Source organism: Pseudomonas brassicacearum (genome assembly GCF_009601685.2).
GTDB classification, from domain to species: Bacteria; Pseudomonadota; Gammaproteobacteria; order Pseudomonadales; family Pseudomonadaceae; genus Aquipseudomonas; species Aquipseudomonas kilonensis_B.
The window spans coordinates 1966008-1990261 of the sequence record NZ_CP045701.2 but is presented as its reverse complement, the minus strand read 5'-3'; the positions used below and the strand labels follow the sequence as shown (position 1 = coordinate 1990261).

25 protein-coding genes are annotated in these 24254 nt (G+C 61.3%); 14 read left to right on the top strand and 11 right to left on the bottom strand.

Annotated features, from left to right (window positions below):
- Positions 1 to 169 precede the first annotated feature (169 nt).
- Positions 170 to 718 carry an RNA polymerase factor sigma-70 gene (locus tag GFU70_RS08765; RefSeq protein ID WP_024619408.1) on the top strand — a complete coding sequence of 183 codons (549 nt, stop codon included), beginning with the start codon at positions 170 to 172 and terminating at the stop codon, positions 716 to 718.
- Between the two features lie 151 nt (positions 719 to 869).
- On the opposite strand, the gene GFU70_RS08760 is transcribed toward GFU70_RS08765, so the two are convergent.
- The 3 genes from GFU70_RS08760 to GFU70_RS08750 form a co-directional block, all read right to left on the bottom strand.
- Positions 870 to 1883 carry a GNAT family N-acetyltransferase gene (locus GFU70_RS08760; protein WP_153387880.1) on the bottom strand — a complete coding sequence of 338 codons (1014 nt, stop codon included), beginning with the start codon at positions 1881 to 1883 and terminating at the stop codon, positions 870 to 872.
- A 70-nt stretch (positions 1884 to 1953) separates the two neighbouring features.
- Positions 1954 to 2730: a substrate-binding periplasmic protein gene (locus GFU70_RS08755; protein WP_058545503.1), complete on the bottom strand. Its 777-nt coding sequence runs from the start codon at positions 2728 to 2730 to the stop codon at positions 1954 to 1956.
- Between the two features lie 116 nt (positions 2731 to 2846).
- Positions 2847 to 3473 carry a TetR/AcrR family transcriptional regulator gene (locus GFU70_RS08750; protein ID WP_058545479.1) on the bottom strand — a complete coding sequence of 209 codons (627 nt, stop codon included), beginning with the start codon at positions 3471 to 3473 and terminating at the stop codon, positions 2847 to 2849.
- Between the two features lie 179 nt (positions 3474 to 3652).
- Between GFU70_RS08750 and GFU70_RS08745 the strand changes: the two genes are divergently transcribed.
- The 6 genes from GFU70_RS08745 to GFU70_RS08720 all read left to right on the top strand — a co-directional run bounded on the left by GFU70_RS08745 (position 3653) and on the right by GFU70_RS08720 (position 11515).
- Positions 3653 to 5470: an acyclic terpene utilization AtuA family protein gene (locus tag GFU70_RS08745; RefSeq protein ID WP_153387879.1), complete on the top strand. Its 1818-nt coding sequence runs from the start codon at positions 3653 to 3655 to the stop codon at positions 5468 to 5470.
- Positions 5471 to 5618: 148 nt separating this feature from the next.
- Positions 5619 to 7235 carry a geranyl-CoA carboxylase subunit beta gene (gene atuC / locus GFU70_RS08740; protein WP_153387878.1) on the top strand — a complete coding sequence of 539 codons (1617 nt, stop codon included), beginning with the start codon at positions 5619 to 5621 and terminating at the stop codon, positions 7233 to 7235.
- A gap of 33 nt (positions 7236 to 7268) precedes the next feature.
- Positions 7269 to 8426, top strand: coding sequence for a citronellyl-CoA dehydrogenase (gene atuD, locus GFU70_RS08735; protein WP_058545482.1), 1158 nt, complete (start codon positions 7269 to 7271; stop codon positions 8424 to 8426).
- A gap of 135 nt (positions 8427 to 8561) precedes the next feature.
- Complete coding sequence (locus tag GFU70_RS08730) at positions 8562 to 10532, top strand: acetyl/propionyl/methylcrotonyl-CoA carboxylase subunit alpha (protein WP_153387877.1); 1971 nt, start codon at positions 8562 to 8564, stop codon at positions 10530 to 10532.
- A 62-nt stretch (positions 10533 to 10594) separates the two neighbouring features.
- A complete protein-coding gene (locus tag GFU70_RS08725) occupies positions 10595 to 11137 on the top strand; it encodes an exonuclease domain-containing protein (RefSeq protein WP_058545484.1) in 543 nt (180 codons plus the stop codon).
- A 93-nt stretch (positions 11138 to 11230) separates the two neighbouring features.
- Entirely contained in the window at positions 11231 to 11515 is a 285-nt protein-coding gene (locus GFU70_RS08720; protein ID WP_014337306.1) for a pyrimidine/purine nucleoside phosphorylase, read from the top strand.
- 203 nt (positions 11516 to 11718) lie between these two features.
- On the opposite strand, the gene GFU70_RS08715 is transcribed toward GFU70_RS08720, so the two are convergent.
- Positions 11719 to 12528 carry an MOSC domain-containing protein gene (locus tag GFU70_RS08715; protein WP_058545486.1) on the bottom strand — a complete coding sequence of 270 codons (810 nt, stop codon included), beginning with the start codon at positions 12526 to 12528 and terminating at the stop codon, positions 11719 to 11721.
- 71 nt (positions 12529 to 12599) lie between these two features.
- Positions 12600 to 13523 (bottom strand): chemotaxis protein CheV, encoded by a 924-nt coding sequence (locus GFU70_RS08710; protein WP_058545487.1) that lies wholly within the window; start codon positions 13521 to 13523, stop codon positions 12600 to 12602.
- A gap of 483 nt (positions 13524 to 14006) precedes the next feature.
- On the opposite strand from GFU70_RS08710, the gene GFU70_RS08705 reads away from it, so the two are divergent.
- The 3 genes from GFU70_RS08705 (at position 14007) to GFU70_RS08695 (ending at position 16259) form a co-directional block, all read left to right on the top strand.
- Positions 14007 to 14477 carry a hypothetical protein gene (locus GFU70_RS08705; RefSeq protein ID WP_058545488.1) on the top strand — a complete coding sequence of 157 codons (471 nt, stop codon included), beginning with the start codon at positions 14007 to 14009 and terminating at the stop codon, positions 14475 to 14477.
- Between the two features lie 232 nt (positions 14478 to 14709).
- Complete coding sequence (locus GFU70_RS08700; RefSeq protein WP_058545489.1) at positions 14710 to 15603, top strand: sensor histidine kinase; 894 nt, start codon at positions 14710 to 14712, stop codon at positions 15601 to 15603.
- Positions 15600 to 16259: a response regulator transcription factor gene (locus tag GFU70_RS08695; RefSeq protein WP_153387876.1), complete on the top strand. Its 660-nt coding sequence runs from the start codon at positions 15600 to 15602 to the stop codon at positions 16257 to 16259. Before GFU70_RS08700 ends, GFU70_RS08695 begins: the two co-directional genes overlap by 4 nt.
- On the opposite strand, the gene yegS is transcribed toward GFU70_RS08695, so the two are convergent.
- Positions 16243 to 17160 (bottom strand): lipid kinase YegS, encoded by a 918-nt coding sequence (yegS, locus tag GFU70_RS08690; RefSeq protein ID WP_116642864.1) that lies wholly within the window; start codon positions 17158 to 17160, stop codon positions 16243 to 16245. The genes GFU70_RS08695 and yegS overlap by 17 nt on opposite strands.
- Positions 17161 to 17507: 347 nt before the next feature.
- Here yegS and GFU70_RS28695 point away from each other — a divergent pair, with 347 nt between their 5' ends.
- Positions 17508 to 17816 carry a hypothetical protein gene (locus tag GFU70_RS28695; protein WP_226921063.1) on the top strand — a complete coding sequence of 103 codons (309 nt, stop codon included), beginning with the start codon at positions 17508 to 17510 and terminating at the stop codon, positions 17814 to 17816.
- A 59-nt stretch (positions 17817 to 17875) separates the two neighbouring features.
- On the opposite strand, the gene glp is transcribed toward GFU70_RS28695, so the two are convergent.
- Positions 17876 to 19063 carry a gephyrin-like molybdotransferase Glp gene (gene glp, locus GFU70_RS08680; RefSeq protein ID WP_175359756.1) on the bottom strand — a complete coding sequence of 396 codons (1188 nt, stop codon included), beginning with the start codon at positions 19061 to 19063 and terminating at the stop codon, positions 17876 to 17878.
- 22 nt (positions 19064 to 19085) lie between these two features.
- Entirely contained in the window at positions 19086 to 19625 is a 540-nt protein-coding gene (moaB, locus tag GFU70_RS08675; RefSeq protein ID WP_058545493.1) for a molybdenum cofactor biosynthesis protein B, read from the bottom strand.
- A gap of 78 nt (positions 19626 to 19703) precedes the next feature.
- On the opposite strand from moaB, the gene mobA reads away from it, so the two are divergent.
- Both mobA and GFU70_RS08665 read left to right on the top strand, forming a co-directional pair.
- Positions 19704 to 20306 carry a molybdenum cofactor guanylyltransferase MobA gene (mobA, locus tag GFU70_RS08670; protein WP_058545494.1) on the top strand — a complete coding sequence of 201 codons (603 nt, stop codon included), beginning with the start codon at positions 19704 to 19706 and terminating at the stop codon, positions 20304 to 20306.
- Between the two features lie 75 nt (positions 20307 to 20381).
- Positions 20382 to 20603, top strand: a complete 222-nt coding sequence (locus GFU70_RS08665) for a YgdI/YgdR family lipoprotein (RefSeq protein ID WP_003199454.1) — start codon at positions 20382 to 20384, stop codon at positions 20601 to 20603.
- A 137-nt stretch (positions 20604 to 20740) separates the two neighbouring features.
- Here the strand turns inward: GFU70_RS08665 and GFU70_RS08660 are convergent, their stop codons facing one another.
- The 3 genes from GFU70_RS08660 to GFU70_RS08650 all read right to left on the bottom strand — a co-directional run bounded on the left by GFU70_RS08660 (position 20741) and on the right by GFU70_RS08650 (position 22352).
- Positions 20741 to 21631: a pseudouridine synthase gene (locus tag GFU70_RS08660; RefSeq protein WP_153387875.1), complete on the bottom strand. Its 891-nt coding sequence runs from the start codon at positions 21629 to 21631 to the stop codon at positions 20741 to 20743.
- Positions 21632 to 21703: 72 nt separating this feature from the next.
- The gene (locus GFU70_RS08655; protein ID WP_153387874.1) at positions 21704 to 22024 is read right to left on the bottom strand and encodes a transcriptional regulator; all 321 of its coding nucleotides are present in this window, start codon (positions 22022 to 22024) and stop codon (positions 21704 to 21706) included.
- A gap of 91 nt (positions 22025 to 22115) precedes the next feature.
- A complete protein-coding gene (locus tag GFU70_RS08650) occupies positions 22116 to 22352 on the bottom strand; it encodes a glutaredoxin family protein (protein WP_058545497.1) in 237 nt (78 codons plus the stop codon).
- 189 nt (positions 22353 to 22541) lie between these two features.
- Between GFU70_RS08650 and GFU70_RS08645 the strand changes: the two genes are divergently transcribed.
- A complete protein-coding gene (locus GFU70_RS08645) occupies positions 22542 to 24254 on the top strand; it encodes a cation:proton antiporter (RefSeq protein WP_116642867.1) in 1713 nt (570 codons plus the stop codon).

Genomic DNA, 24254 nt, shown 5'->3' with positions numbered 1-24254 from the left:
AGCCACGCACCGCGGCAATGGGTCGCAGCACCGAGGCTGGACGCCACATCATCAATAATTCTTCTTCTCAATTGACAATCATTATCATTAAGCCTAATTTGGCGCTCGATGTGTAGGACGGGTGCGGCATCCGGACGTCCTGCTAACTTTTTGCAGCAAGGTGAATTCCATGACGGAACAAGTATCCACAAGCAGGTGCGACTCACCGTTACTCCAGGCATTCGTGGACAACCGATTGATCCTGGTCAAGATCGCGGCACGCATTACCGGCTGCCGCTCCCGCGCGGAAGATGTGGTGCAGGACGCGTTTTTCCGACTGCAATCGGCGCCCCAGATCACCTCCTCGTTCAAGGCGCAGCTCAGCTATCTGTTCCAGATCGTGCGCAACCTGGCGATCGACCATTACCGCAAGCAGGCGCTGGAACAGAAATACTCGGGGCCGGAAGAGGAAGGGTTGAACGTGGTGATCCAGGGTGCTTCACCAGAAACCTCCCATATCAACTTTTCCACGCTGGAGCACATCGCCGACGCGCTGACCGAACTGCCCAGCCGCACCCGCTATGCCTTCGAGATGTATCGCCTGCATGGCGTGCCGCAGAAGGACATCGCCAAGGAACTGGGCGTCTCGCCGACCCTGGTGAACTTCATGATCCGCGATGCCCTGGTGCATTGCCGCAAGGTGTCGGGGGTTCGGGGGGATACCTTCGCCCGGCGGTGATATGAGGTGTCAGTTCCGGCCCCATCGCGGGCAAGCCTTGCTCCCACAGGTTTTTCTGGCAGGCAGATAGGGTGAGAAGCCCGGGGCCTGTGGGAGCAAGGCTTGCCCGCGATGGCGTCCTGATGACCACCACCTGGCCCCCTGCCAAACCTCACATCAACCCACACCGATCAAAAAACCGCTCACGCCCCAGGATCATCAGCGCCGCGCGCTTGTGAGGGAAGTCGAATTCCTTTTCACAATGGAAGCACTGGTTGTGCAGGTGCCCGATCATCCGGGCATTGTCGGCCCGGGGCTCGGCGACCACGCGCTGAGTACGCGGGTCATCCAGGAACAGGTAGTGCACCAGCGCCGACAACCAGCTGGCCACCTTGTGCGGCCCCCGGTGGTGCTCTTCGCCCACCAACATGTGGATACCGCGATCGTAGTTGCCGGCGTCATAGAACGGCGCGATCCGATCCTCCTTGGCCCAATAGGCTTCGAAATAAGCGAACGGCTGGTCATCGAAGCACCCGATCAGGGTCAAGACCCGGGGATCGGCCTGCAGCTTGCCCAAGTACTCGCGATGCTGTTCCAGGCTGCCCTCCTCCTGCCAGAAACGCGCCACCCGCGGACTGTTCTGCCAGCGGTTGAAACGCGTAAGGTCGTGCTCGATTTCCAAGGTGCGCAAGGACACCCAGGCCCCCAGCCGCGCATCGAAACGCCGGTACACCTCGCCACGGGGCTTGATGGGCCGGCGTGGATGGCGCTGGCCATCGGTGATGATCATGTGTTGCGGGTAACTGCCGTTGAACGACACCCCCAGCCAGGGCTGCGGCAATTGCCAGAATATCGTGCGCTCGCAAATGTATTCACCGGCACGCTCAGTGGCCGTCAACAAACCGCTGAGCAAGGCTTCGCCGGGGCGCTCGTCGAGGTGCCAGGTCAGGCGCTGGCAGTCGGGATCGCGAGCAAACAGCCAATAGCAGGCCGCCCACAGCGCCGGGCCCACCGGTCGGTCGTTGATTTGCTGCAAGTGCACGTGCAACTCCGGGCCGCGCGCAAGGCGCAGCCGGATCAGCGGCGCGCCTTCGAGCATCAGGCTCAGGTGGCGTTCGGTTTCATCGGCGCCGAGGCGACGGCCACCGGGCAAGGGCAGCGTCGTAAGGTGGTTGAGGTTGGACATGGGAGGGGCTCGCGTATTCGTCGGTAGTCAACGTGGGACGTGAGCCAGGAAGGGAAATTTAGTGACGCATTCAATGGGAATGCGTGGACACCAGATGAATTTGGTAGGGCTGGAAAATCTTCAGTAACTGACCGTTATCCCGCAACATTTGCAGCAACTGGGCAAACGCTTCACTGGAGATCGGCGCCTGCGGCCGGATCAAAGCGTAATGGTGGTAAACCTGATCGATGCGATCAGACACCAGCAATTGCGGGCCGACTTCGGGATTGCGCAACACGTAATCGTTGAGGTACGAACGGGTCACCAGGGCGATATCCGCTCGCCCGCGCAAGACCATCAGCAGGTTGCTGTCGTGGGAATACGTCAACGTGGCGTTGTATTGGCCGGTAAGGAACTTGGGATCGGCGTTGAATTCGGCAAAGGCATAGTGATAACCGCTGAACAAGGCCAGGCGCTTGCCCCTGAGATCGGTGAAATAACTTTGCTCTCGATCCGGCTGGCGCTGGGCGACGAAGACTTCCGCATCCTCCAGGCCCATGTCTACCAAGGTGTGCGGCACATTCTGCCAGCCCCATTCGGGGTTCTCGAAAATCGCCATGTCGACCCGACCATGCCTGAAATCATTGAAGCGGCGCGGGATCGACGTCGGCACCAGCACGAACTGGTAGTCGGTTTGCGACTGGTTCAAGGCCTCCACCATTTGCGGCAGCAGGCCGGTGTCGGCGCCGTTCTCGGGACGAACGGTATAAGGCGGAAAATGCGCCGCGCCAATCCGTACCAGTTGCGCTGCCTCGGTCGGCAACGCCAGGAAAACGGCCAGAGCAGCCAGCAGCAGACGCGAGGTCATCCCCATCGGCGAAAACGTCAAGATAACCCACTCCCCAAAAGTTCCCATCAATAACAATCAAGCTAGGCGGTTTCAGCCACTTAGCCAGCCACACGGTCATTCAAGGCGTTGCTCGATTATTGTTTTTCTTCAAGCACCAGGATCAGGGCTTGCTCGGCGAGCTCATCGAGGCTCAGGCTGCCTTCGGCGCGAAACCAGGTGGTGGTCCAGGACAACGCTCCCGTGAGGAACCGTCGGGTAATGAACACATCCCCACGAATATACCCGGCCTCCTTGGCCTGGCCCAGGACCTCGAGCCACAAGTCTTCATAAATATCACGCAGGGCCAGTACGTGCCGCTGTCCGTCCTCCGACAGCGAACGCCATTCGTAGACCAGCACCGCCATGGCCTCGCCGGTGCCACCCATGATCGACTGCAATTCGCAGCGGATCAGCGCCAATACCCGTTCACGCACGCTGTCGGCCTCGGCCAGGGCGGCGCGCATCAAAGCGGTATTGTAGCGGATGGTTTCTTCCATCACGGCCCGCAGGATTTCGTCCTTGCTCTTGAAATGGTGAAAAATGCTGCCCGACTGAATGCCCACGGCACTGGCCAGGTCACGCACCGTGGTGCGCTCGAAGCCTTTGTTGCGAAACAGGTGGGCGGCGGTCTGGAGCAGTTTGCCGCGAGCACTGTCCGGGTCGGTCAGTTGCCCGTTGTCGACCAGCTCCCGCATCACGCCCAGGGCTTTTTGCTCGTCCACCCATTCTCTCCTACAGTCGATCAACCAACGCACGGCCGTTGCGCCCAAACCAACAGGGGCGCGGGCAATTTAAGCTGACCGAGGCAGCCAAGCAAGCGCTCGGCCAGAAGAACCAGCGGTCGTTTACAAACCAAGCGCTTGCTTGGTAGTCTCGAGCCACCTTTGCCGGAGGGAGCGCCATGCCAAAAACGATCCGTATCGGTTGCGCCAGTGCCTTTTGGGGCGATACCTGTACTGCGGCGGCGCAACTGGTCGAGGGCGGGGCGCTGGACTACCTGGTGTTCGACTACCTGGCCGAGGTGACGATGTCGATCATGGCCGGGGCGCGCCTGAAGGATTCTTCGAGCGGCTATGCCACAGACTTCATCGAGGTTCTCACACCGCTGCTAGGGCGTTTGCATGACGACGGGATCCGTGTCATCAGCAACGCCGGCGGGGTCAATCCCCAGGCCTGTGCGAAGGCCCTGCAAGCGGCCTGCGATCAGGCGGGGGTGGCATTGAAGATCGCCGTGCTGCTGGGCGATGACCTGCAACCGCAATTCGATCGACTCACCGCCCAAGGCATTCGCGAAATGTTCAGTGGCGAGCCCCTGCCCTGCGCGTGCGTATCCATCAACGCCTACCTTGGCGCGCCCGGCATCGTCGAGGCGTTGCGCCTGGGGGCCGATGTGGTGATCACCGGCCGAGTGGTGGACAGCGCCGTGGTCAGCGCCGCCTTGGTGCATGAATTCGGCTGGGCCTGGGACGATTACGACCGATTGGCCCAGGCTGCACTGGCCGGGCACCTGATCGAGTGCGGCGCCCAGTGCACGGGCGGCAACTTCACCGACTGGCAGCAAGTCCCGGATTACGAGCACATCGGCTTTCCCATCGTCGAGGTCAGCGCCGACGGCCAGTTCACGGTTACCAAAGCCCAAGGCAGCGGCGGGTTGGTCACGCCCTTGACCGTCGGCGAGCAGTTGCTCTACGAAATCGGCAACCCGCAGGGCTATCTGTTGCCGGACGTGATCTGTGACTTCAGCCAGGTCAGGTTGATCCAGCAAGGCAAGCACGCCGTGCATGTCCACGGGGCCAAGGGCTTGCCGCCCACCGATCGATACAAGGTCAGCGCCACCTGGCTGGACGGATTTCGCTGCACCGCCACCTGCCTGATCGCTGGCATCGATGCGGTGGCCAAGGCTGAACGGGTCAGCCAGGCAATCGTCGCCAAGACCTCACAGATTTTCAACCAACGTGGCTGGGCGCCCTACAGCGAAGTGAACATCGAACTGCTGGGCAGCGAAGCCACTTACGGCCAGCACGGCCAGCGTCGGGACAGCCGTGAGGTGGTAATCAAGCTGGCGGTGCGGCACCCGGATAAACCGCCGCTGGTGCTGTTTTCCCGGGAAATCGCCCAAGCTGCCACCGGCATGGCACCGGGGCTGACCGGCCTGGTCGGCGGCCGGCCGACGGTGTCGCCGTTGATTCGCCTGTTCTCGTTCCTGATCGACAAAACCACTTGCCGGCTCGACATTGAACTCGACGGCCAGCGTCACACTTGCCCCCTGCCCGCTTTCGAACCGCTGCACACCGTCGATCTGCCCGTCGCCCCGGGCCTGCCCAAACCCCAGGGCCGGGCCGATGCCAGCGTGCCGTTGGTCAAACTGGCGGTGGCGCGCTCCGGTGACAAGGGCAACCACAGCAACATTGGCGTGATCGCCCGGGAACCCGAATACCTGCCCTGGATCGCCGAAGCGCTGACACAGGAGGTGATGGTCGACTGGATGAGCCACGTGCTCGACCCGCGGCTGGGCCGGGTCGAACGCTGGTACCTGCCGGGCACCCACAGTTTGAATTTCCTGCTGGAAAACGCCCTCGGCGGCGGCGGTGTCGCCAGCCTGCGCATCGATCCCCAGGGCAAGGCGTTCGCCCAGCAACTGCTGGAGATTCAGATTCCGGTGCCGCAAGACATTGCCGACCGGGTCAACGCCTCCCCACACCACCCTGATGCATGCTGACCCCGTAGGAGCTGACGAGTGCAACGAGGCTGCGATCTTGTCCCAGACAATTGAGTGGCAAGCGAAAGATCAAAAGATCGCAGCCTTCGGCAGCTCCTACAGAGGAGTGCAGGTTTTGGGCTAATCCGTTCGAGCAAAAGGAGTGTGTATGCCAGTCATCGAATCGCACCTTGATCCGCACAACACTGACTTCATGCGCAACCATGCGGCGATGCTGGCCGGGGTCGAACAGCTGCGCCAGCTCGAACAGGCCGTGCTGGAGAAAGCCGCCCAGGCCCAGGGCAAATTCGACCAGCGCGGCCAATTGTTGCCACGCCAGCGCCTGAACCTGCTGCTGGACCCTGGCGCGCCGTTTCTCGAACTGGCGAGCCTGGCCGGCTACAAACTTCATGACGACAAGGACGGCAGCCAGGCCGGCGGCGGCCTGATCGCCGGGATCGGCTACGTGTCAGGGGTGCGGGTGCTGGCGGTGGTCAACAACAGCGCAATCAAGGGCGGCACGATTTCCCCCAGCGGCTTGTACAAGACCCTGCGCCTGCAACAGATCGCCATGGAAAACAAACTGCCGGTCATCACCCTCGCCGAAAGTGGCGGCGCCAATCTCAATTACGCCGCGCAGATTTTCGTCGAAGGCGCGCGCTGCTTCGCCAACCAGGCACGTATGTCGGCCATGGGCCTGCCGCAGATCACCGTGGTGCATGGCTCGGCCACCGCAGGCGGGGCTTATCAGCCAGGGTTGTCGGATTACGTGGTGGTGGTGCGCGACAAGGCGCGGCTGTTTTTGGCCGGGCCACCGTTGCTCAAGGCCGCGACGGGGGAAGTGGCCAGCGAAGAGGAACTGGGCGGTGCGCAGATGCATGCACAAGTGGCCGGCACCGCCGAATACCTGGCCGAGAACGACGCCCACGGCGTGCGCCTGGCTCGGGAGATCCTCAGCCTGCTGCCCTGGAATGCGCAACTGGCGCTCCAACCCGAACGGAGCTGGACAGAGCCGCTCTACCCCGCCGACGAATTATTGGGACTGATCCCCGACGACCCGAAGAAACCCTATGACGTGCAGGAAATCATCGCGCGCATCGCCGATGGTTCGAAGTTCCTGGCCTTCAAAAGCGAGTTCGACGCCCAGACGATTTGCGGCCACCTGCACATTCGCGGCCACGCCTGCGGCCTGATCGGCAACAACGGACCGATCACGCCCCAAGGCGCCAGCAAGGCCGCGCAGTTCATCCAGCTGTGCGACCAGAGCCGCACGCCGTTGCTGTTTTTGCACAACACCACCGGGTTCATGGTCGGCACCGAGTCCGAGCGACAAGGGGTGATCAAGCACGGCGCCAAAATGATCCAGGCCGTGGCCAATGCCCGAGTGCCCAAGCTGACCGTCGTGGTGGGCGGCTCCTACGGCGCCGGCAATTACGCCATGTGCGGCCGCGGGCTGGACCCACGCTTCATCTTCGCCTGGCCCAACAGCCATACGGCGGTGATGGGCGGTGCCCAGGCCGGCAAGGTCCTGCGCATGGTCACCGAGGCCACGCAGATCAAGAACGGCCTGAGCCCCGACCCGAAGATGCTGGACCTGCTCGAGCAAACTACCGCGCAGCAACTCGACAGCCAGTCCACCGCCCTCTACGGCAGCGCCAGCCTGTGGGACGACGGGCTCATCGATCCGCGCGACACCCGCACACTGCTGGGTTACCTGCTGGACATCTGTCACGAGGCCGAGCAGCGGCCACTGCAAGCCAACAGCTTCGGCGTGGCCCGTTTCTGAGGACGCTCCACGGCTCACAGGAGAACAACAACAATGATCTTCACCCAGGAACACGAAGCACTGCGGCGCACCGTTCGCCAGTTTGTCGAGCATGACATCAACCCTTACGTCGACGAATGGGAAAAGGCCGGGCGTTTCCCCATCCATGAGGTTTTCGGCAAGGCCGGCGAGCTCGGCCTGCTGGGCATTTCCAAACCAGCTGCCTTCGGCGGCATGGGCCTGGACTACAGCTATTCGATCGTCGCGGCCGAGGAATTCGGCACCATCCATTGCGGCGGTGTACCGATGTCCATTGGCGTGCAGACTGACATGTGCACCCCGGCCCTGGCCCGTTTCGGCTCCGATGAGTTGCGTGAAGCGTTCCTGCGTCCAGCCATCCGCGGCGAACAGGTCGGCTGCATCGGCGTCTCGGAGGTTGGCGCCGGCTCCGACGTTGCGGGGCTCAAGACCACGGCGCGCAAGGACGGCGACGACTACGTCATCAACGGCAGCAAGATGTGGATCACCAATGCACCGAGCGCCGACTTCATGTGCCTGCTGGCTAACACTTCGGATGACAAGCCCCACGTCAACAAATCGCTGATCATGGTTCCGATGCGCAGCCCCGGCATCAGCCTCGGCCAGCACCTGGACAAACTCGGCATGCGCAGCTCGGAAACCGCCCAGGTATTTTTCGACGACGTGCGGGTGCCACAACGCAATCGCATCGGCCAGGAAGGCGCCGGGTTCATGATGCAGATGCTGCAGTTCCAGGAAGAACGCCTGTTCGGCGCGGCCAACATGATCAAGGGCCTGGAGCATTGCATCGACCGCACCATCGAGTACTGCAAGGAACGCAAGACCTTCGGCGCGGCCCTGATCGACAACCAAGTGATCCACTTTCGCCTGGCGGAACTGGCCAGCGAGGTCGAATGCCTGCGGGCGCTGGTTTACCAGGCCACCGAGCAGTACATCAACGGCCAGGACGTCACACGGTTGGCGTCGATGGCCAAGCTCAAGGCCGGGCGCCTGGCCCGGGAAACCACCGACAGTTGCCTGCAATACTGGGGCGGCATGGGCTTCATGTGGGACAACCCGGTCGCCCGGGCTTATCGCGACGTGCGGCTGGTGTCCATTGGCGCCGGTGCGGACGAGATCATGCTGGGCATCATCTGCAAGCTCATGGGAATTTTGCCAGGGAAGAAAAACTGAGTACATCGCCTGCCAGACCGCCATCGCGAGCAAGCTTTGCTCCCACAGGTGAATGCAATCACTGGCCATTGTGGGAGCAAAGCTTGCTCGCGATGAGGCCCTACCAGACAGCGCAAAACGCCAGGAATGAACCCCATGCCCGCCTTCAGCAAAATCCTCATCGCCAACCGCGGTGAAATCGCCTGCCGGATCCAGCGCACCGCCCAGGCCCTGGGCTACCGCACGGTGGCGGTGTTCAGCGAGGCCGACGCCGAGGCGCTGCACGTGCGCATGGCCGATGAAGCCGTGCTGATCGGCCCGGCCCCGGTGCAGCAGTCCTACCTCAACCCCTCGGCCATTCTCGATGCAGCCCGGCGCTGCGGGGCCGATGCGCTCCATCCCGGCTACGGCTTTCTTTCGGAAAATGCTGGGTTCGCCAAGGCCTGCGAAGCGGCCGGCATCGTGTTCATCGGCCCCAGCCCCGAGGCCATCGACCTGATGGGCAGCAAGCGTCGGGCAAAAATCGCCATGATCAACGCCGGCGTTTCCTGCATCGCCGGCTACCAGGGCATCGCCCAGGACGACGACACGCTGCAGCGCGAAGCCGGGCGCATCGGCTACCCGTTGATGATCAAGGCCAGCGCCGGTGGCGGGGGGCGAGGCATGCGTCTGGTCCAGCGCGCCGATGACCTGCTGGAGCAGTTGCGCAGCGCGCGCTCGGAAGCCTTGCACGGCTTCGGCAGCGACGAGTTGATCCTCGAACAGGCCCTGATCGATCCGCGACATGTGGAAGTGCAGATCTTCGGCGACCACTACGGCCAGTTGATCCACCTGGGCGAACGGGACTGCTCGATCCAGCGGCGCCATCAGAAAATCATCGAGGAAGCGCCCTGCCCGGTCATGACCGCCGACCTGCGCCAGGCCATGGGCGACGCAGCACTCAAGGCCGGACGCGCAGTGAATTATGTCGGCGCCGGGACCGTGGAGTTCCTGCTCGCTGCAGATGGTCGGTTTTACTTCCTGGAGATGAACACGCGCCTGCAGGTCGAACACCCGGTCACCGAGTTGATCACCGGCCTGGACCTGGTGGCTTGGCAATTGGACGTCGCCGCCGGCAGGCCGCTGCCCCTGCGCCAGGAGCAAGTGATACTCAGCGGCCATGCCATGCAAGTGCGGCTGTACGCCGAAGACCCGGCGGCGGGTTTCCTGCCCCAGACCGGTCGGTTGATCGGTTGGGAGCCGCCTATATGGGACGGCGTGCGAATCGACCATGGCCTGCTGGAGGGCCAAGCCATCACCCCGTTCTACGATTCGATGCTGGGCAAGCTCATCGTCCACGGCGCCACTCGCGAGGAGGCCCGGCGCAAATTGTTGCGAGCGGTGGAAGATTGCGTCCTGCTTGGTGTCCAGAGCAACCAGCGGTTGCTCGCCGGGTTGCTGGCACATCCGCGGTTCATCGACGGTGACTTCGGCAACGGATTCATCGGGCAGCACTTTGCCGATCATGCGACGCTCCAGCCCCTTGAGCCCTCCGCCGAACAACTCGCCATCGCCACGGCGGCGTTTTATCAGGCCTCTCAGGCACGGCATGCGTCGGGCCTGGGCGGTTGGCACAACAACATCGGCGCGACACTGCACTACCGGATCGGCGTCGGGGAGCGCGACTGGGCGCTGAGCCTGGTGGCCGAAACCGACGGTACACTCAAAATCCGCAGCACCGGGCGCTTGATCGAACTGAAGCTGCTCGACGCTGCCCCCCATGGCGCGACAGGGGTGATCGATGGCATTCGCCGGCGGCATGCGTGGCGCCTCGATGGCAACGATCTCTGGCTGTTCACCCGCCCCGGCAGCCTGCTCCTGCAAGACCGGACCCTGGCCGCCGTCGCCGCCAAGGCCAGTCCCAGCGACGGCACGCTGAAGGCGCCAATGGACGGCGCCATTGTCGAGCTGCTGGTCCGAGAAGGCAGCACGGTGCGCCAAGGCCAACTGCTGATGGTGCTTGAGGCCATGAAAATGGAGCACCCACTCAAGGCAGGCGTCGACGGCGTGGTCAGGCAATTGCAGGTCTCGCGGGGTGACCAAGTGAAAAAACGCCAGGTTTTGTTGCGCGTTGAAACGGCCCACTAGTCGGATGCCGAGGGTTTGACTACGCTCAAACCCATCAGCACGCCGATACCGGGAACCCTGCAATGCCTCACTGGCTGGTGATTGATCTGGAGGCCACCACCGATGAAGGTGGTTGGCCCGTAACTGAAATGGAAATTATCGAAATCGGCGCCACGCTGGTGAATCGTGACGGCCGCGAAGTGGATCATTTCCAGCGCTTCGTGCGGCCCCTGAGGCGACCGCTGCTCACGCCCTTCTGTCGCGAACTGACCCACATCACCCAGGCCAATATCGACAGTGCCGCGCCCTTGACCGAGGTCTGGCCGGCTTTCGAGCGTTGGCTGGCGCCGTATCAGTCGAAGCTGGAAAGCTGGGTCAGTTGGGGTGATTACGACCGCAAGCAACTGCTTCAGGAATGGCAGCACCAGCAACTGCACAGTGCTCTCGGTCAGGTGCCGCACATGAACCTCAAGCAACGCTTCGCCAAGGCCCGTCGGCTGGAACGCCCGCTGGGGCTCAATGGCGCACTGCAACTGGCTGGCCTGCAATTCTGCGGTCAACAGCACCGCGCACTGGAAGATGCCCGCAATACCGCGCGGTTGCTGCCCCTGGTGCTTCCGGGTTGAGCGGCAGCTACCGCCCAGTGCGGCAGATGACGAATCTTGAAGCCTTGTGCATACTGGCCGGCCTTTTTCAGCCCCTTTTTCGAGGAATCGCCCATGTTTAAAGTCAACGAGTACTTCGACGGCACCGTCAAGTCGATCGCTTTTGGTACTGCCGAAGGCCCTGCGACCATCGGCGTCATGGCACCGGGCGAATATGAGTTCGGCACGGCCCAACGGGAAATCATGCACGTGGTCTCCGGCGCCCTGACCGTGAAGCTGCCTGACAGCACCGACTGGGAAACCTTCGAGGCCGGCAGCCAGTTCAATGTCCCGGCCAACAGCAAGTTCCAGCTCAAAGTAGCCGTCGACACCGCCTACCTGTGTGAATACCGCGGCTGATTCTGCCCACACAACCCGTGGCAATGTGGAGCTGTCGAGCGAAGCGAGGCTGCGATCTTTCCCCGGACACTTGAGTATCAAGCCAAAGATCAAAAGATCGCAGCCTTCGGCAGCGCCCACAATGCAGCCCTGCGGAAGCAAGCTTCCTCGCGAATAAAAATGCCCGTGTCCAGTGACACGGGCATTTTTATTTACGGATCTTTTTATTCCAGCACTTCAACCGGCATGCCGACTTCAAGCCGACCGTTGCTGTCATTGACCAGGTTCTGGCCGAACATCGCACCGTCCGGTGTCGAACGGTATTGCTGCAACGTGGCAAAAGGTTCGCGATTCGGATCGCGTTCGCCGGTTTGCGGATCGACCGTGGTCATGATGCAACGTGAGCATGGCTTGACCAGCCGGAACTCAACCTCGCCGATACGAATGCGCTTCCAGCCGTCCTCGGCAAACGCCTCGCTGCCCTCGACCACCAGGTTGGGGCGAAAGCGCAGCATTTCCAGCGAACGGCCAACCCGACTCGACAGGTCCTGCAAGGACGCCTGACCAATCAGCAGCAGAGGGAAACCATCGGCAAACGCGACCTTGTCGTCATCCTTGCCATAACCGGCGGCGGTGGTACGCGCCAGTTCAACCGGCACATGCACCAGGCGGGTGGGATTGCCGATGAATTCGCTGACCCAGGCCGCGGCCTCGTCACCGGCATCCGGCACCCGCAAAGTGTCACGCCAGATGATCACCCCGCGCTGCTGTTCCTCCACCGTTGGCGGTAGCGGCACATCAATGGCGCCATGGCCCGGCGCGCTGAGCGTCAGGCCGCCCGTCTCGTTCCACAAGGCTGAGAGCTGGCTCATCTTTGCCACGGCGCGCTGGGTCAGGAACCGCCCCGTGCCCGCATCCACCAGCATCCAGCGCCGATCGCCGTCCAGCCCGAGCTTGTCCAGACCGATCCCTTGCAAGGGCTGGCCCTTGCCGGACTTCAACGGATACCGATACAGCGCGCTCAGCCGCAACATGGTCAACTTCCCTGGTGGCGAAAAAATGCCACCTTATACGAGCCGGCCATTGAAGCAAACCACCATCGGCTTCAGTCGAGCATCAGCCGCTGGCGCACCACATCGACCAGCTTGTCCGGCTGGAATTTGGAGAGGAAGTTGTCGCAACCGACCTTCTTGACCATCGAATCGTTGAAGCTGCCGGACAGCGAGGTGTGCAGTACGACATAGAGCCCACGCAGACGCGGGTCGTTGCGGATTTCGGTGGTCAGGCGGTAGCCGTCCATTTCCGGCATTTCCGCGTCGGTGAAGACCATCAGCAATTTATCGGTCATCACCTCGCCGGTATCGGCCCAGGCCTTGAGCATGTTAAGCGCTTTGAGGCCGTCGCTGGCGATGTGCATTTTCACCCCCAGTTGCCCCAGGGTATCGCGCAGTTGCGAGAGCGCGACGTTGGAGTCGTCCACCAGCAACACTTCGCGACCACGGGCGCGTTCCAGCACCGGGTCTTCGAGTTTGTCCCGGGAGACCTTGGCGTTGTAGGGCACGATTTCGGCCAGGACTTTTTCCACGTCGATGATTTCCACCAACTGATCGTCCACCTTGCTGATGGCGGTCAGGTAGTGCTCGCGGCCAGCGCTGGTCGGCGGTGGCAGGATCGCTTCCCAGTTCATGTTGACGATGCGGTCGACACCGCCCACCAAAAATGCCTGAACCGAGCGGTTGTATTCGGTCACGATAATGGTGCTGTTAGGGCCCGGCACTAACGGACGCATGCCAATGGCCTGGGACAGGTCGATCACCGGCAACGTCTGGCCCCGCAGATTGACCACCCCGCACACGAACGGGTGGCGCTGCGGCATCAGGGTCAGCTTCGGCAGTTGCAGCACTTCCTGGACCTTGAACACGTTAATGGCGAACAACTGTCGACCCGCCAGGCGGAACATGAGAATTTCCAGGCGATTCTCACCCACCAGTTGGGTTCGTTGATCTACTGTGTCGAGAATGCCGGCCATCGATGACTCCTGGGCTTGTTCGGATGAATCCAATAAAAGAGATATCGGCTGCACGAGCCGGATCTTGACCCCCGGATAAAATACAAACGCGGGGGCATTGATGTCACATTAACATCATGCTTTACTGGCTTCATGATTTCATCTGCAATTGCCCTGCGCCGCGCGACCCTGGTTTGCGTGCAAAGTTCCCCTGCCTAAGGGATTCCCCTAGGCACAATCAGGTCCAACCTGATATTCCCGTTATCCAATAGCCATTAATGTGACGCCATTCTCATTGCTGAACGGAGTCAGGCTTTTGTGCGCGACCGCAGGACATCGGACCTACAGCCTTTCGGCCGATCCCACCCGTGCAATTGTTTGCGAGTTCACCTTCGCTGAACCGCACGGGCGTGTCGCCGTGCGTCCGTCCGCGGTCGACCTTGAGATCCAGCCGTTCGCCGTACGCGGTTTTCTTTCGCCTGACATGATGTTGTGGAGATAAGCATGCCGAACGATCGTAGGAACTGGAGTCAGCGTCTTCCCGAGCTTCTGATCGAGGCCGAGACGCTGCTGGCCAAGTCGGAGGAATGCCTGAGCCATCTGCAATTGATCAACAACGACAAGGACGCCATCGATTGCATGCTCAGCACCTTGCTGAAACTGTCGAACAAGGCCAATGCCCTGGCGCTGGAAGCCGTTTCGGAGTTTTCGCTGCATATCCATGGCTTGCTCAACCACGCGCAAAACAACATGGAGTTGCATGACCAGGCCCTGGACGCCCTGAAGGATTGCTTCACCCTGATGGCCTGGCAATTGGAACTGGTCGATCACACCACCGGCCAATTGAGCCTGGACAGCAGCGAGCAGACCTCGTTGATCGAAGCATTCGCTTTCCAGGTGGGCCAGAGCCCCGGCCAGGCATTGGCAGCGTCACGTCCGCTGGCGTTGGTATCCTACTCCCAGAAACAAGCCTGATACGATGATGCCGGCTCAATGCGGCGTGCCTGGTCCATGGCGCTTTCACCGGCCATGCCGAGCGCGACCAACGATAGGCGAAGTGGTACTATCCCCCGCGTCAGCCACTTCAAGACAGCGCCGTAAAAGCCGCCAACCGAAGCCGCCGTCGACCTGAAACGTTTACCCGACCCGGCCTGTCAGATGCGCTGACCGGCCTGCCCGCAGCGAACATTCATTGGCTCCATCCGCTATGTACGCCAGCCTCAAGTCATTCATCACCTGGCCTCCCTCTCGAGAAAACGCCCGTCGCTTCACATTACTACTGTGCATCTGCTCGGCCGTGGGCTGCCTGCTGGCCTACCTGTTCGCCCCTACGGTGCCGTTGAGCCTGCTGGTACTGAATGTGGCGGCCACGACCTGTGTCTGGATCCACCATCGGCTGTCGCGCAAATCCATCAGGTTTCAGCCTCAGGAGCTGGCCGACCGGTTGCTTGAGGTCCAGGAAAACGAGCGCCATCGTCTCAGCCGCGAATTGCACGACGACATCGGCCAGTTACTGACCGCGGCGAAACTGCAAGGCGAATGGCTCAAGCGGCGGACGCCGGAAGAATTGCAAGGCCAATGCGCGCTACTCTGTGAGACGCTGGACGAAACCCTAAACAAGGTCCGCGATGTATCGGCGATCCTCAACCCGCGGCAACTGACCAGCCTCGGACTGGAAGCCAGTCTGCGGGCGCACCTGCTCAAGACGCTGGCCAATGCTCCGGTGAAGTGGAGCCTCGATTGCCAACAGCGCATGGCAGGGATCCCGGAGGAAATGTCGGTCGCGGTGTTCCGGATCACCCAGGAAGCGGTCACCAACATCTTGCGTCATGCCCGGGCGACGAATCTGCTGGTACGCCTGCAACGCCTGCCTGACGGCCTGACCTTGCTGATCAGCGACGATGGCCAGGGGTTTGTCCCGGCCACCCACCCCGCTCGCGAAGGCCAACGGGGCATGGCCGGCATGTCGGAGCGGGTCGAACAATTGGGCGGCACCCTCAAGGTCATGAGCGAGGCCGGCAAAGGCACGCATATCGAAGCACGCTTTCCGTGGGCGCCGCGTGCCCTGGAGCGAGCCAGTAAGAATAAGGTTTTCCTTTGATTTGTAATTTGCTGCTGGTAGATGACCACTCCCTGATCAGGGCCGGCGTACGCGCGCTGGTCATGGATATACCGGGCTATGCCGTCATCGGCGAAGCCAGTGATGGCACGCAATTGGTCGACTTGGTCGAACGACTCAACCCCGATATCGTGCTGCTGGACATTTCCATGAAGGACACCTGCGGCCTGGACGCCTTGCAACAGCTCAAGCGGGTGCGCCCCCACAGCAAGGTGCTGATCCTGTCGATGCATACGGATCCGGCGCTGATCATGCAGGCGCTGGAGTCCGGAGCCCATGGCTACCTGCTCAAGGACACCACCGCCAATGAGCTGAAACATGCCTTGGAGGCGCTGCGCAACAACGAACGCTACCTGAGCCCGGCCATCGCCCATACTGTGATCAACCAAGCGCTGACCCGCGTCCAGAAGCTTCAGCCGGACCCTGCCCAGACCCATAACCTGACGGCACGCCAGCTGGAAATACTGCGGCTGATCGTGCGCGGCAAGTCCACCCGGGAAATAGCCAACGGCTTGAACCTGAGCATCAAGACCGTGGAAACCCACCGGGCGCAAATCATGAAGCGCCTGCAGATCCATGACGTGGCCGGCCTTGTGCTGTTCGCGGTGCGCGAACAGATCATCAGCCTGGACGATTGAGCGCCGTGGCGCCGCCCAACAGCGGCGAATCGGACCGCAGGTGCACGCGCAGTGCCTTTGGGTGGACAGTGAAACGCAGGGCGTCTATCTGCAACGGCTCGCCATCGAGATTGATATCCAGGCCTTGCGCGACCTTGATCTCCACCCACGGCAACCGCGCGCGGACAAACATGTTGTCGATGCCCAGGCCACCCGCCAGCAAGTCCTTTAACGTACTGACCACTTCCTGAGGCGCCGGCAGGATGCTGATGTCCAGCAAACCATCATCGACCAACGCCTCCGGGCAAAGCACATGGCCACCTCCCGCCTGCCGGCCATTGCCGATACCCAGCGCGAGCAGATCGCCCTGCCAGTGGAAATCGGGGCCCTGCAACTCACCATAGGCGGCACTCAGCTCACTGAATCGCGATAGGCCGGTGAACAGGTAAGCCGCGCCCCCCAGGACTTTCTTGAGGTCCTCGGAGGTGTTCGCCGTCACCTGGCTGCCAAAACCGCCGGTGGCCATGTTCAGGAAAATCCGTCCGCAGACTTCACCCACATCAACAGCCTGCGGCGCAACGTCGAGCAAATCCAGGGCCTGCACAGGCTCCAACGGCACACCGGCCGCCCGGGCGAAATCGTTGGCAGTGCCCAGCGGCAGCAGCACCAGGCTGGCATCGCTCGACTTGAGGACGATCGCTTCGACGACATCACGCAAGGTCCCGTCACCGCCACCGGCAATCAGTCGCGTATAACCGGCCTCCAGCGCCTCATCGACGCATCGCTGGGCATCACCGGCCTCCCAGGTCAACCGTACCGCCAGGTCCCAACCCTGCTCGCGCTTGAGCATCACTGCCGTGCGAACCTCTTCGTTGAGCGCTTGCTTGCCATGCAAAATCAACAGCGCCTTGCCTTTGCTCATCGTGGTCTCCGTCATTGGAAGGTTCAGGAAATGGGACCGCTCAATCGACTGAAAAAGCCCGGCGTACCTCAATTTATTAAAAAAAGCAGGAAAGCGTGCCCCGGGAGAAAGTCCGCAGGGCAGCTCGCTCGACCGGGATGCCTTAATTCGAAGAGTTTTCTTACAAGATCTGGCGAATCAGCTCAATTGACCCTTTAGCGGTATTAAGACAATTTGGCCTTCTGTTCTGCTGGAACGCTAAAAACCTCATCGCACAAGGAAGCACTTACCCATGGATGGATACGTCACGGCCCCCTGGGGTCGGTTCAGTCGTTCGAACAGTTATGACCAAGGGGATGAACCGTCCCATGCATAACCATGAATACAAGCTGTTGCCCCGGCAGCGCGCGTTCTTTGGAAGCGAGCGGGCCGATACTCAGAACGAATGCAAAAGTTGCAGTAATCCCGTTGGAGGAATTGATTTGGAACCGCGCGTCGTTGAATTGGAAACCCACCTCAAATACATCCGCAAAGACATGGATGAAATCCGCACCGACGTAAAGGTGATCCGCCACAGGCTGGCCTATTCGGCTGGCGCGGCAGCGGTGGTGCTCGGCCTGCTGGGCTGGATTGCGAACAATCGATTCGATCAGTTGGTGATGCTGCTCACACGATGAAGGTGAGGTGCATGAAGGCCCGAGCGTCCGACTCGGGCCGTAGAACACCCACCACAGTGCTAGCCCAGGACTTCGCTCAAGGGTATGAAGCCTACTTCATCGCCCTCCACCAGCGTTCGCCCCTCGAGCACTTCGACCAACCCTTCGGCCCAGGCCGCGCTACGCAGGACACCTGAGCTTTGATTCCGGTAGATGATCGCTCGCCCATTCTCCATGCGGCCTCGCAAGTATTCTCGGCGACTGCCCGCCTTCAGCCAGGCGAAACCGGCCGGCACCTTGAACTTGAGTGGCGCCACCTGCTGAACGCCCTGGCGTCTTAGCAGGTAGGGCCGTGCCAGCAGTGCGAACGTCACGAGGGTCGAGGCAGGGTTTCCAGGCAAGCCAATGACCGGCACACCACGGTAATGCCCGAACGTCAGCGGCTTACCCGGCTTGATGGCGAGTTTCCAAAGCGCCAACTCGCCATCCTCGCGCAAGGCGATCCCCAGGAAGTCCGCTTCCCCCACCGATACCCCACCCGTGGACAGGATCAGATCGACATCCGACAACTGTGTCAGGCGCTCGCGGGTGGCCGATAAATCATCAGGCAGGATACCGGCGTCAACCACCTCACAACCCATGCGTTGCAGCCAGCCACACAGCAGCACGCGGTTGCTGTTATAGATCTGACCCGGGCCCAGCGCCTGACCGGGTTCGACCAACTCATCCCCCGTGGACAGGACTGCGACGCGAACCTTGCGCACCACTTCCAGCGATGCACAACCCAAGGAGGCCGCCAGCCCCAGCTCGATCGGGCCCAGGCGAGTGCCGGCAGAGAGAACCTGCTCCCCGACGGTGGTCTCCTGTCCTTGAGGGCGAATGTTCTGTCCGCTGACCATAGGCTCGGTAAACCGCACCCGCTGGTCGTCTTCAACCACGGCATTTTCCTGCATCTCGACGCAGTCGGCGCCCGCAGGGACTGGCGCCCCGGTGAAGATTCGCGCACACGTGCCAACGGCCAGCGGCTGTGGGGCCTGCCCGGCAAAAATCCGCTGGCTGACCTTCAACGGCTCGCCATTCCAGTCAGCCAGCCGCAAAGCGTAACCGTCCATGGCGCTGTTGGGCCATGGCGGCAAATCCAGGGTCGACACCAGATCCTCGGCGAGCACTCGCCCTAGCGCCGCGGCCAAAGGCAAATGCTCGCGCTGGACAATCGGCGTGGCCGCCGCCATCTCGAGCAATCGCTCCAACGCGACCTCAACGGCCATCAAGGCACTGGCCTTGCCCGGTTTACCCACGGGATTCACAAGGCGCAGCCTGTTTCAAATGAGCCACGAAGTTGCACGGTCGATGCCGCACATCCAACTGTTCGGCCAGGATGCCATCCCATCCGGTACGCACCGCGTTAGTCGAACCCGGCAGGCAACACACCAGCGTGCCATTGGCCAGGCCTGCCAGCGCGCGGGACTGCACGGTGGAAGTGCCGATGTCGGCCACGGATATCTGTCGGAACAACTCGCCAAAGCCATCGACCAGCTTGTCCAGCAGGCACGTGACGGCTTCCGGCGTGCTGTCACGTTCCGTGAAACCGGTGCCGCCGGTGATCAGCACCACCTGCACCACGTCCTCGGCAATCCAGGTCGCGACTTGCGCCCGGATCTTGTACAAATCATCTTTGAGCAGGACCCGCGCCGCCAGGTTGTGGCCGGCCGCCGTGAGCCGATCGACGAAGACCTGGCCGGACGTATCGGTTTCCAGGGTACGGGTATCACTGACAGTCAGCACCGCGATATTGAGCGGTACGAAAGGTACATCAGCCTTGGCTTTCATAGGCTCGTCCAGTTGTGAAGGAAACAGCCCGGTGTTATATCACAGCGCTTCATTTTTTCGCCCGTGCGGAGACACGCCATGACCTCGAATACGTCACTGCCACCCTGCTCCATCCTGCTCTTGGCGGGCGGACGCGGACAACGCATGGGCGGCCAGGACAAAGGCCTCGTGCTGTGGCAGGGTGAACCGCTGATTGCCCATATCCATCGACAGACCCGCGCCATGAGCGATGACCTGATCATTTCCTGCAACCGCAACCCGCAACTTTATGCGATGTATGCCGATCAGTTGGTGCATGACGAGGAAGGCGACTTTCCCGGGCCGCTGGCGGGCATCCGGGCAGGCCTGAAGGCTGCGAGGCATCCGTATTTGCTGGTGCTGCCATGCGACGTACCGCAAATCGACGCGAGCTTGCTCGACAACATGCGCAAGACGGCCAGCCAGCACCCCGACAAGCCGCTTATGGTGCGGCACGGCGAGCACTGGGAGCCGCTGCTGTGTGTCATCCCGTTGGCCCTGGCGCCAAGCTTCGAACGCGCCTGGAGCGAAGGCGAACGCAGCCCCGGCCGTATCATGCGCGCACTGCACGCCGTTGCACTGCAATGCCCAGCCGACGATCCCCGCCTGGCAAACCTGAACACGCCGGAGTTACTGGCCCGACACCAAGGCGTGTCAGATTGACACTAGCCAGGAACTTGCACGCGATGTATACGTCTGAAGGTCAGTAACTTGAAGAATTCATTTCGGAGAAACACCATGACACAACGGACCCTCGCCACGTTCATGCTCGCTCTGGGCCTCGCCACCCTAGCCGGGTGCGCTTCGCCAACAGTGATCACCTTGAATGACGGTCGCGAAATCCAGGCCGTCGACACCCCACATTACGATGAAGAAAGCGGCTTCTACGAATTCGAGCAACTGGATGGCAAGCAGACTCGCGTGAACAAAGATCAGGTTCGTACCGTTAAGGATTTGTAATCTGTAACGCTGCTGCCCTAAGTCGCTAGAAAAAACGGCGCTTCCTGAAGAGGGGAGCGCCGTTTTTTTTGGCTTGGTTTTGGGTGTATATCCGTTTTTTTGGTAACGGATATACACACCATACCCTGAACAAAAAACTACCACCGCAACACAATATCACTCTCGAACATCCGCTCCTGACCAGTAACCGGATCAACAAAACGCAACCCTTGAGCCAGCAGCTTCAAAGGATTCGAGTAATCATCCTCAACATCCCGAAGTACATCAGGATAAAACGGATCATTGCAGATCCCCGCCCCAAGGGCATTCATGTGAACCCGCAACTGATGCTTCTTACCCGTAACCGGATACAAGCCATAGCGCCACAACTCGCCGTTTCTTTCCAGCACTTCGATGGCCGTTTCGGTATTGGGCTCGCCGGGCCCTTCCTGCATTCGGAAGAACGGTTCGCCATCGATCATCCGGCTTTTATGCACCCGCGGAAAGGTCAGCCCAGGCAACGCACGGGCAATGGCCTGGTAGCGTTTTTCGATCTGCCGCGTCGGGAATAACGACTGATACGCCGAGCGGGTGTTCGGGTTGGCCGAAAACAACACCAGCCCGGCTGTGTGCCGGTCGATGCGGTGCAGGGGCACCAGATGAGGATTGTCCAGCCGCCGGATCAGCCGTCGCAACAAGGTTTGCTCGACGTATTCGCCCGCTGGGGTGACGGGCAGAAAATGCGGTTTGTCTGCCACCACCAGGTGCTCATCGGCATACAGGATCGACTCCACCACCGGAATCGGCTTCTCGTCGGGCACCTCACGGAAGTAGTGGATGCGCAGGCCTTCGCGGTATGGCAAGTCGACCTGGATGGCCTTGCCCTCCCCGTCCAATACTCGGCCCCGAGCGATCCGGTCCAGCCACTGCTCGCGACTGATGGCACTGAAATGCTCGCACAGGCACTCCAGCACCGTTTGCCAGGAACCGGGCGGCAGGTACAGCGTACTGGCCTGATGATGAGCGGCGGAAAACGATGAACCGGACATTGGAAACTCTTAGGCATTTTTGCAGGGCGGTATTATCCGACAGTCACACCAGCCAGCCCAGCGATGATTGCTTCACGCCGTGACTGACGTCGGATCTGCCGCCGCTTCGGTGAACTCTTTCAACCAGCGCAGCACTTCCACCGCTTCCCAGCGACCCGGATCGTACAGCGCGTACAACAGGCCCTGGTAACCCACCACATCCAACTGCTTGTGATAGCCGGCACGCTGGAACAACGCTTCGATCTCGGCGAAACAGGTGTTGAAATGCAGTTTATTGAAGGGGGTCTTGGCTTCGGTAACCAAGCCATCCAGGCGCAGCTCCAGGACTGCCTCGCGCACAACGTCCGCGGACATCCTGTTCACGCTGCTTTTCAGTTGTTCGACATTGACCAAGGGGAGCACTCCAGATAGCTGTATACCCATACAGTAACCGAAGCATACTATTTTCGCCAACCGCAGTATCAGAAACCGACGGACGAACCGCTTAGCGGAGAAAGGTCACGATCTGTTCGGCATCGAAAGGCCAGTCCAGCTCCGCAGCCGTATCGATCCTGCGCAGGACCGGGATGCGTAACCCATAAGCGTCGAATAAAGCCTCACTCTCGGCGATGTCCACCAGTTCCACCAACAATCCATGTTCGACGAAAGGCATCAACATCCCTTCGGCAACTTCGCATAGATGACACCCCAGGGTGCCGAACAACTGGCATTCAGGAAGCATGGCGGGTAGACCCAAAAAAGATAGACGGTCATTCTAGGCCTGACCCGGGAAACCGTCGAGTCGCTGGCTCGCTTCACGGTGTTTCGGTAAAACGCTGATGCAAATCACTGAACGCCAATGCTTTTCCAGCGACGCTTGTGGCGTTTTTCCCTCTACGCTGTGCGTTGTAGCCTTGAAACGGAGTTCCCCTTGTTTGCCAACCTGCTGATCATCCTTGCCTCGTCCCTGGTGGTCATCGCCCTCTTCAGACGGCTGCGCCTGCCGCCCGTACTGGGTTATCTCTGTGTCGGGCTGGCGGTCGGGCCTACCGCGCTTGACTGGGTGAACGACAGCGAAGAACTGCCAGACCTGGCCGAGCTCGGGGTGGTGTTCCTGCTGTTCTCGTTGGGGCTGGAGTTTTCCCTGTCGAAAATGCTCGAACTGCGTCGGGTCGTGTTCGGCCTCGGCAGCCTGCAAGTGCTGTGCTCGGGAGCGGTTCTGGCGGGATTGCTGGCATTGGGTGGCGCGCCTGTGATCGCCGCATTGTTGCTCGGTGCCGGGCTGGCCTTGTCCTCCACTGCCATCGTCAGCAAGGAATTGAGCAGCCTGGGAGAAATCTTCAGCAGCCACGGCCAAAACGCCATCGGGGTGCTGTTGTTCCAGGACGTTATCGCAGTGCTGTTGTTGACCCTGGTGCCGGTATTCGCTGGCAGCAGTGAGCACTCGTGGTATTGGGCACTGCCCTTGACCCTGGGCAAGACCCTGGTTTTATTTGGTGGCCTGCTGCTGGCCAGCCGGCTGCTGTTGCCGCGGCTATTCCATGAAGTGGCGGCGTCCCGGTCCGCAGAGCTGTTCGTGCTGCTGGCCCTGGTGATCGTGTTGCTGACGGCATGGCTGACCCACCTGCTCGGCTTGTCGCCGGCCCTGGGGGCTTTCCTGGCGGGCATGCTGCTGGGGGAAAGCCACTACCGGCACCAGATCGAAGCCGACATACGCCCGTTCCGCGACATCCTGCTGGGGCTGTTCTTCGTCAGCATCGGCATGCTGATCGACTTGCAGCTGTTCCTCGACGACGGCTTGCTGATCCTGGGGCTGACCCTCGGCTTGATGCTCATCAAGGGCTGCGTGGTCGCCGTCCTGGTGAAATGGCGCGGCAGCGACGTTGAAACCGCCTGGCGCAGTGGCCTGGCGCTGGCCCAGGGCGGTGAATTCTGCTTTGCCCTGATGGCCCTGATGCAGCAGAACCGCCTCATGCCCGCCGACATCAGCGGCCTGCTGCTGGCCGCGACGTTCTGCTCGATGCTACTGACCCCGCTATTGCTGCGCGCCGCGCCACGCATCGCCGCGCGCCTGCATCGCAAACCCAACGAAGAGGCGCAACTGGACCAGATCAGCGCACTCAACGCCGGCTTGTCGGGCCATGTGGTCATTTGCGGCTACGGGCGCGTCGGCCAATCCATCGGGCGGTTTCTGCGCCGCGAAGGCCAGGCATTCGTCGCCCTGGATGACGACCCGGTGATCATCCAGGAAGCCACTGTTGGGGAAAACTGCGTGCATTACGGGGATTCGCGCAGAGGCGACCTGCTTGCGGCCGTTGGCTTGAGCCGCGCCAGGCTGCTGGTGATCGCGGTGGACAAGACCGACATCGCCATCACCGTGCTCAAGGCGGCCCGACAAGTCAATCATCGGGTACCGATCCTGGTGCGCACCCGTGACGACAGCCAGTTGGCCGAATTGCAAGCTGCCGGGGCCAGCGAAGTGGTCCCGGAGCTGCTGGAGTCGAGCCTGATGCTGGCCTCCCACGCCCTGATCATGCTCGGCCTGCCCGAACAGCAGGTCCGGCATCATGTGGATCAGGTCCGTCACGACCGCTATCGCCTGCTCCATGGGTTTTATCCTGGCAACCAGGACAAGGAGCCTTAG

Excerpts from the sequence above, each read along its gene's own strand:
- GFU70_RS08710 (WP_058545487.1), bottom strand. The coding sequence starts at position 13,523 with ATGGCCGGCATTCTCGACACAGTAGATCAACGAACCCAACTGGTGGGT.
- GFU70_RS08660 (WP_153387875.1), bottom strand. The coding sequence starts at position 21,631 with ATGTCCGGTTCATCGTTTTCCGCCGCTCATCATCAGGCCAGTACGCTG.
- GFU70_RS08760 (WP_153387880.1), bottom strand. The coding sequence starts at position 1,883 with ATGTCCAACCTCAACCACCTTACGACGCTGCCCTTGCCCGGTGGCCGT.
- GFU70_RS08705 (WP_058545488.1), top strand. The coding sequence starts at position 14,007 with ATGCCGAACGATCGTAGGAACTGGAGTCAGCGTCTTCCCGAGCTTCTG.
- yegS (WP_116642864.1), bottom strand. The coding sequence starts at position 17,160 with ATGAGCAAAGGCAAGGCGCTGTTGATTTTGCATGGCAAGCAAGCGCTC.
- GFU70_RS08725 (WP_058545484.1), top strand. The coding sequence starts at position 10,595 with ATGCCTCACTGGCTGGTGATTGATCTGGAGGCCACCACCGATGAAGGT.
- GFU70_RS08745 (WP_153387879.1), top strand. The coding sequence starts at position 3,653 with ATGCCAAAAACGATCCGTATCGGTTGCGCCAGTGCCTTTTGGGGCGAT.
- atuC (WP_153387878.1), top strand. The coding sequence starts at position 5,619 with ATGCCAGTCATCGAATCGCACCTTGATCCGCACAACACTGACTTCATG.
- GFU70_RS08730 (WP_153387877.1), top strand. The coding sequence starts at position 8,562 with ATGCCCGCCTTCAGCAAAATCCTCATCGCCAACCGCGGTGAAATCGCC.
- GFU70_RS08665 (WP_003199454.1), top strand. The coding sequence starts at position 20,382 with ATGACACAACGGACCCTCGCCACGTTCATGCTCGCTCTGGGCCTCGCC.
- GFU70_RS08720 (WP_014337306.1), top strand. The coding sequence starts at position 11,231 with ATGTTTAAAGTCAACGAGTACTTCGACGGCACCGTCAAGTCGATCGCT.
- GFU70_RS08715 (WP_058545486.1), bottom strand. The coding sequence starts at position 12,528 with ATGTTGCGGCTGAGCGCGCTGTATCGGTATCCGTTGAAGTCCGGCAAG.
- GFU70_RS08765 (WP_024619408.1), top strand. The coding sequence starts at position 170 with ATGACGGAACAAGTATCCACAAGCAGGTGCGACTCACCGTTACTCCAG.
- glp (WP_175359756.1), bottom strand. The coding sequence starts at position 19,063 with ATGGCCGTTGAGGTCGCGTTGGAGCGATTGCTCGAGATGGCGGCGGCC.
- GFU70_RS08650 (WP_058545497.1), bottom strand. The coding sequence starts at position 22,352 with ATGCTTCCTGAATGCCAGTTGTTCGGCACCCTGGGGTGTCATCTATGC.
- moaB (WP_058545493.1), bottom strand. The coding sequence starts at position 19,625 with ATGAAAGCCAAGGCTGATGTACCTTTCGTACCGCTCAATATCGCGGTG.
- mobA (WP_058545494.1), top strand. The coding sequence starts at position 19,704 with ATGACCTCGAATACGTCACTGCCACCCTGCTCCATCCTGCTCTTGGCG.
- GFU70_RS28695 (WP_226921063.1), top strand. The coding sequence starts at position 17,508 with ATGCATAACCATGAATACAAGCTGTTGCCCCGGCAGCGCGCGTTCTTT.
- GFU70_RS08700 (WP_058545489.1), top strand. The coding sequence starts at position 14,710 with ATGTACGCCAGCCTCAAGTCATTCATCACCTGGCCTCCCTCTCGAGAA.
- atuD (WP_058545482.1), top strand. The coding sequence starts at position 7,269 with ATGATCTTCACCCAGGAACACGAAGCACTGCGGCGCACCGTTCGCCAG.
- GFU70_RS08755 (WP_058545503.1), bottom strand. The coding sequence starts at position 2,730 with ATGACCTCGCGTCTGCTGCTGGCTGCTCTGGCCGTTTTCCTGGCGTTG.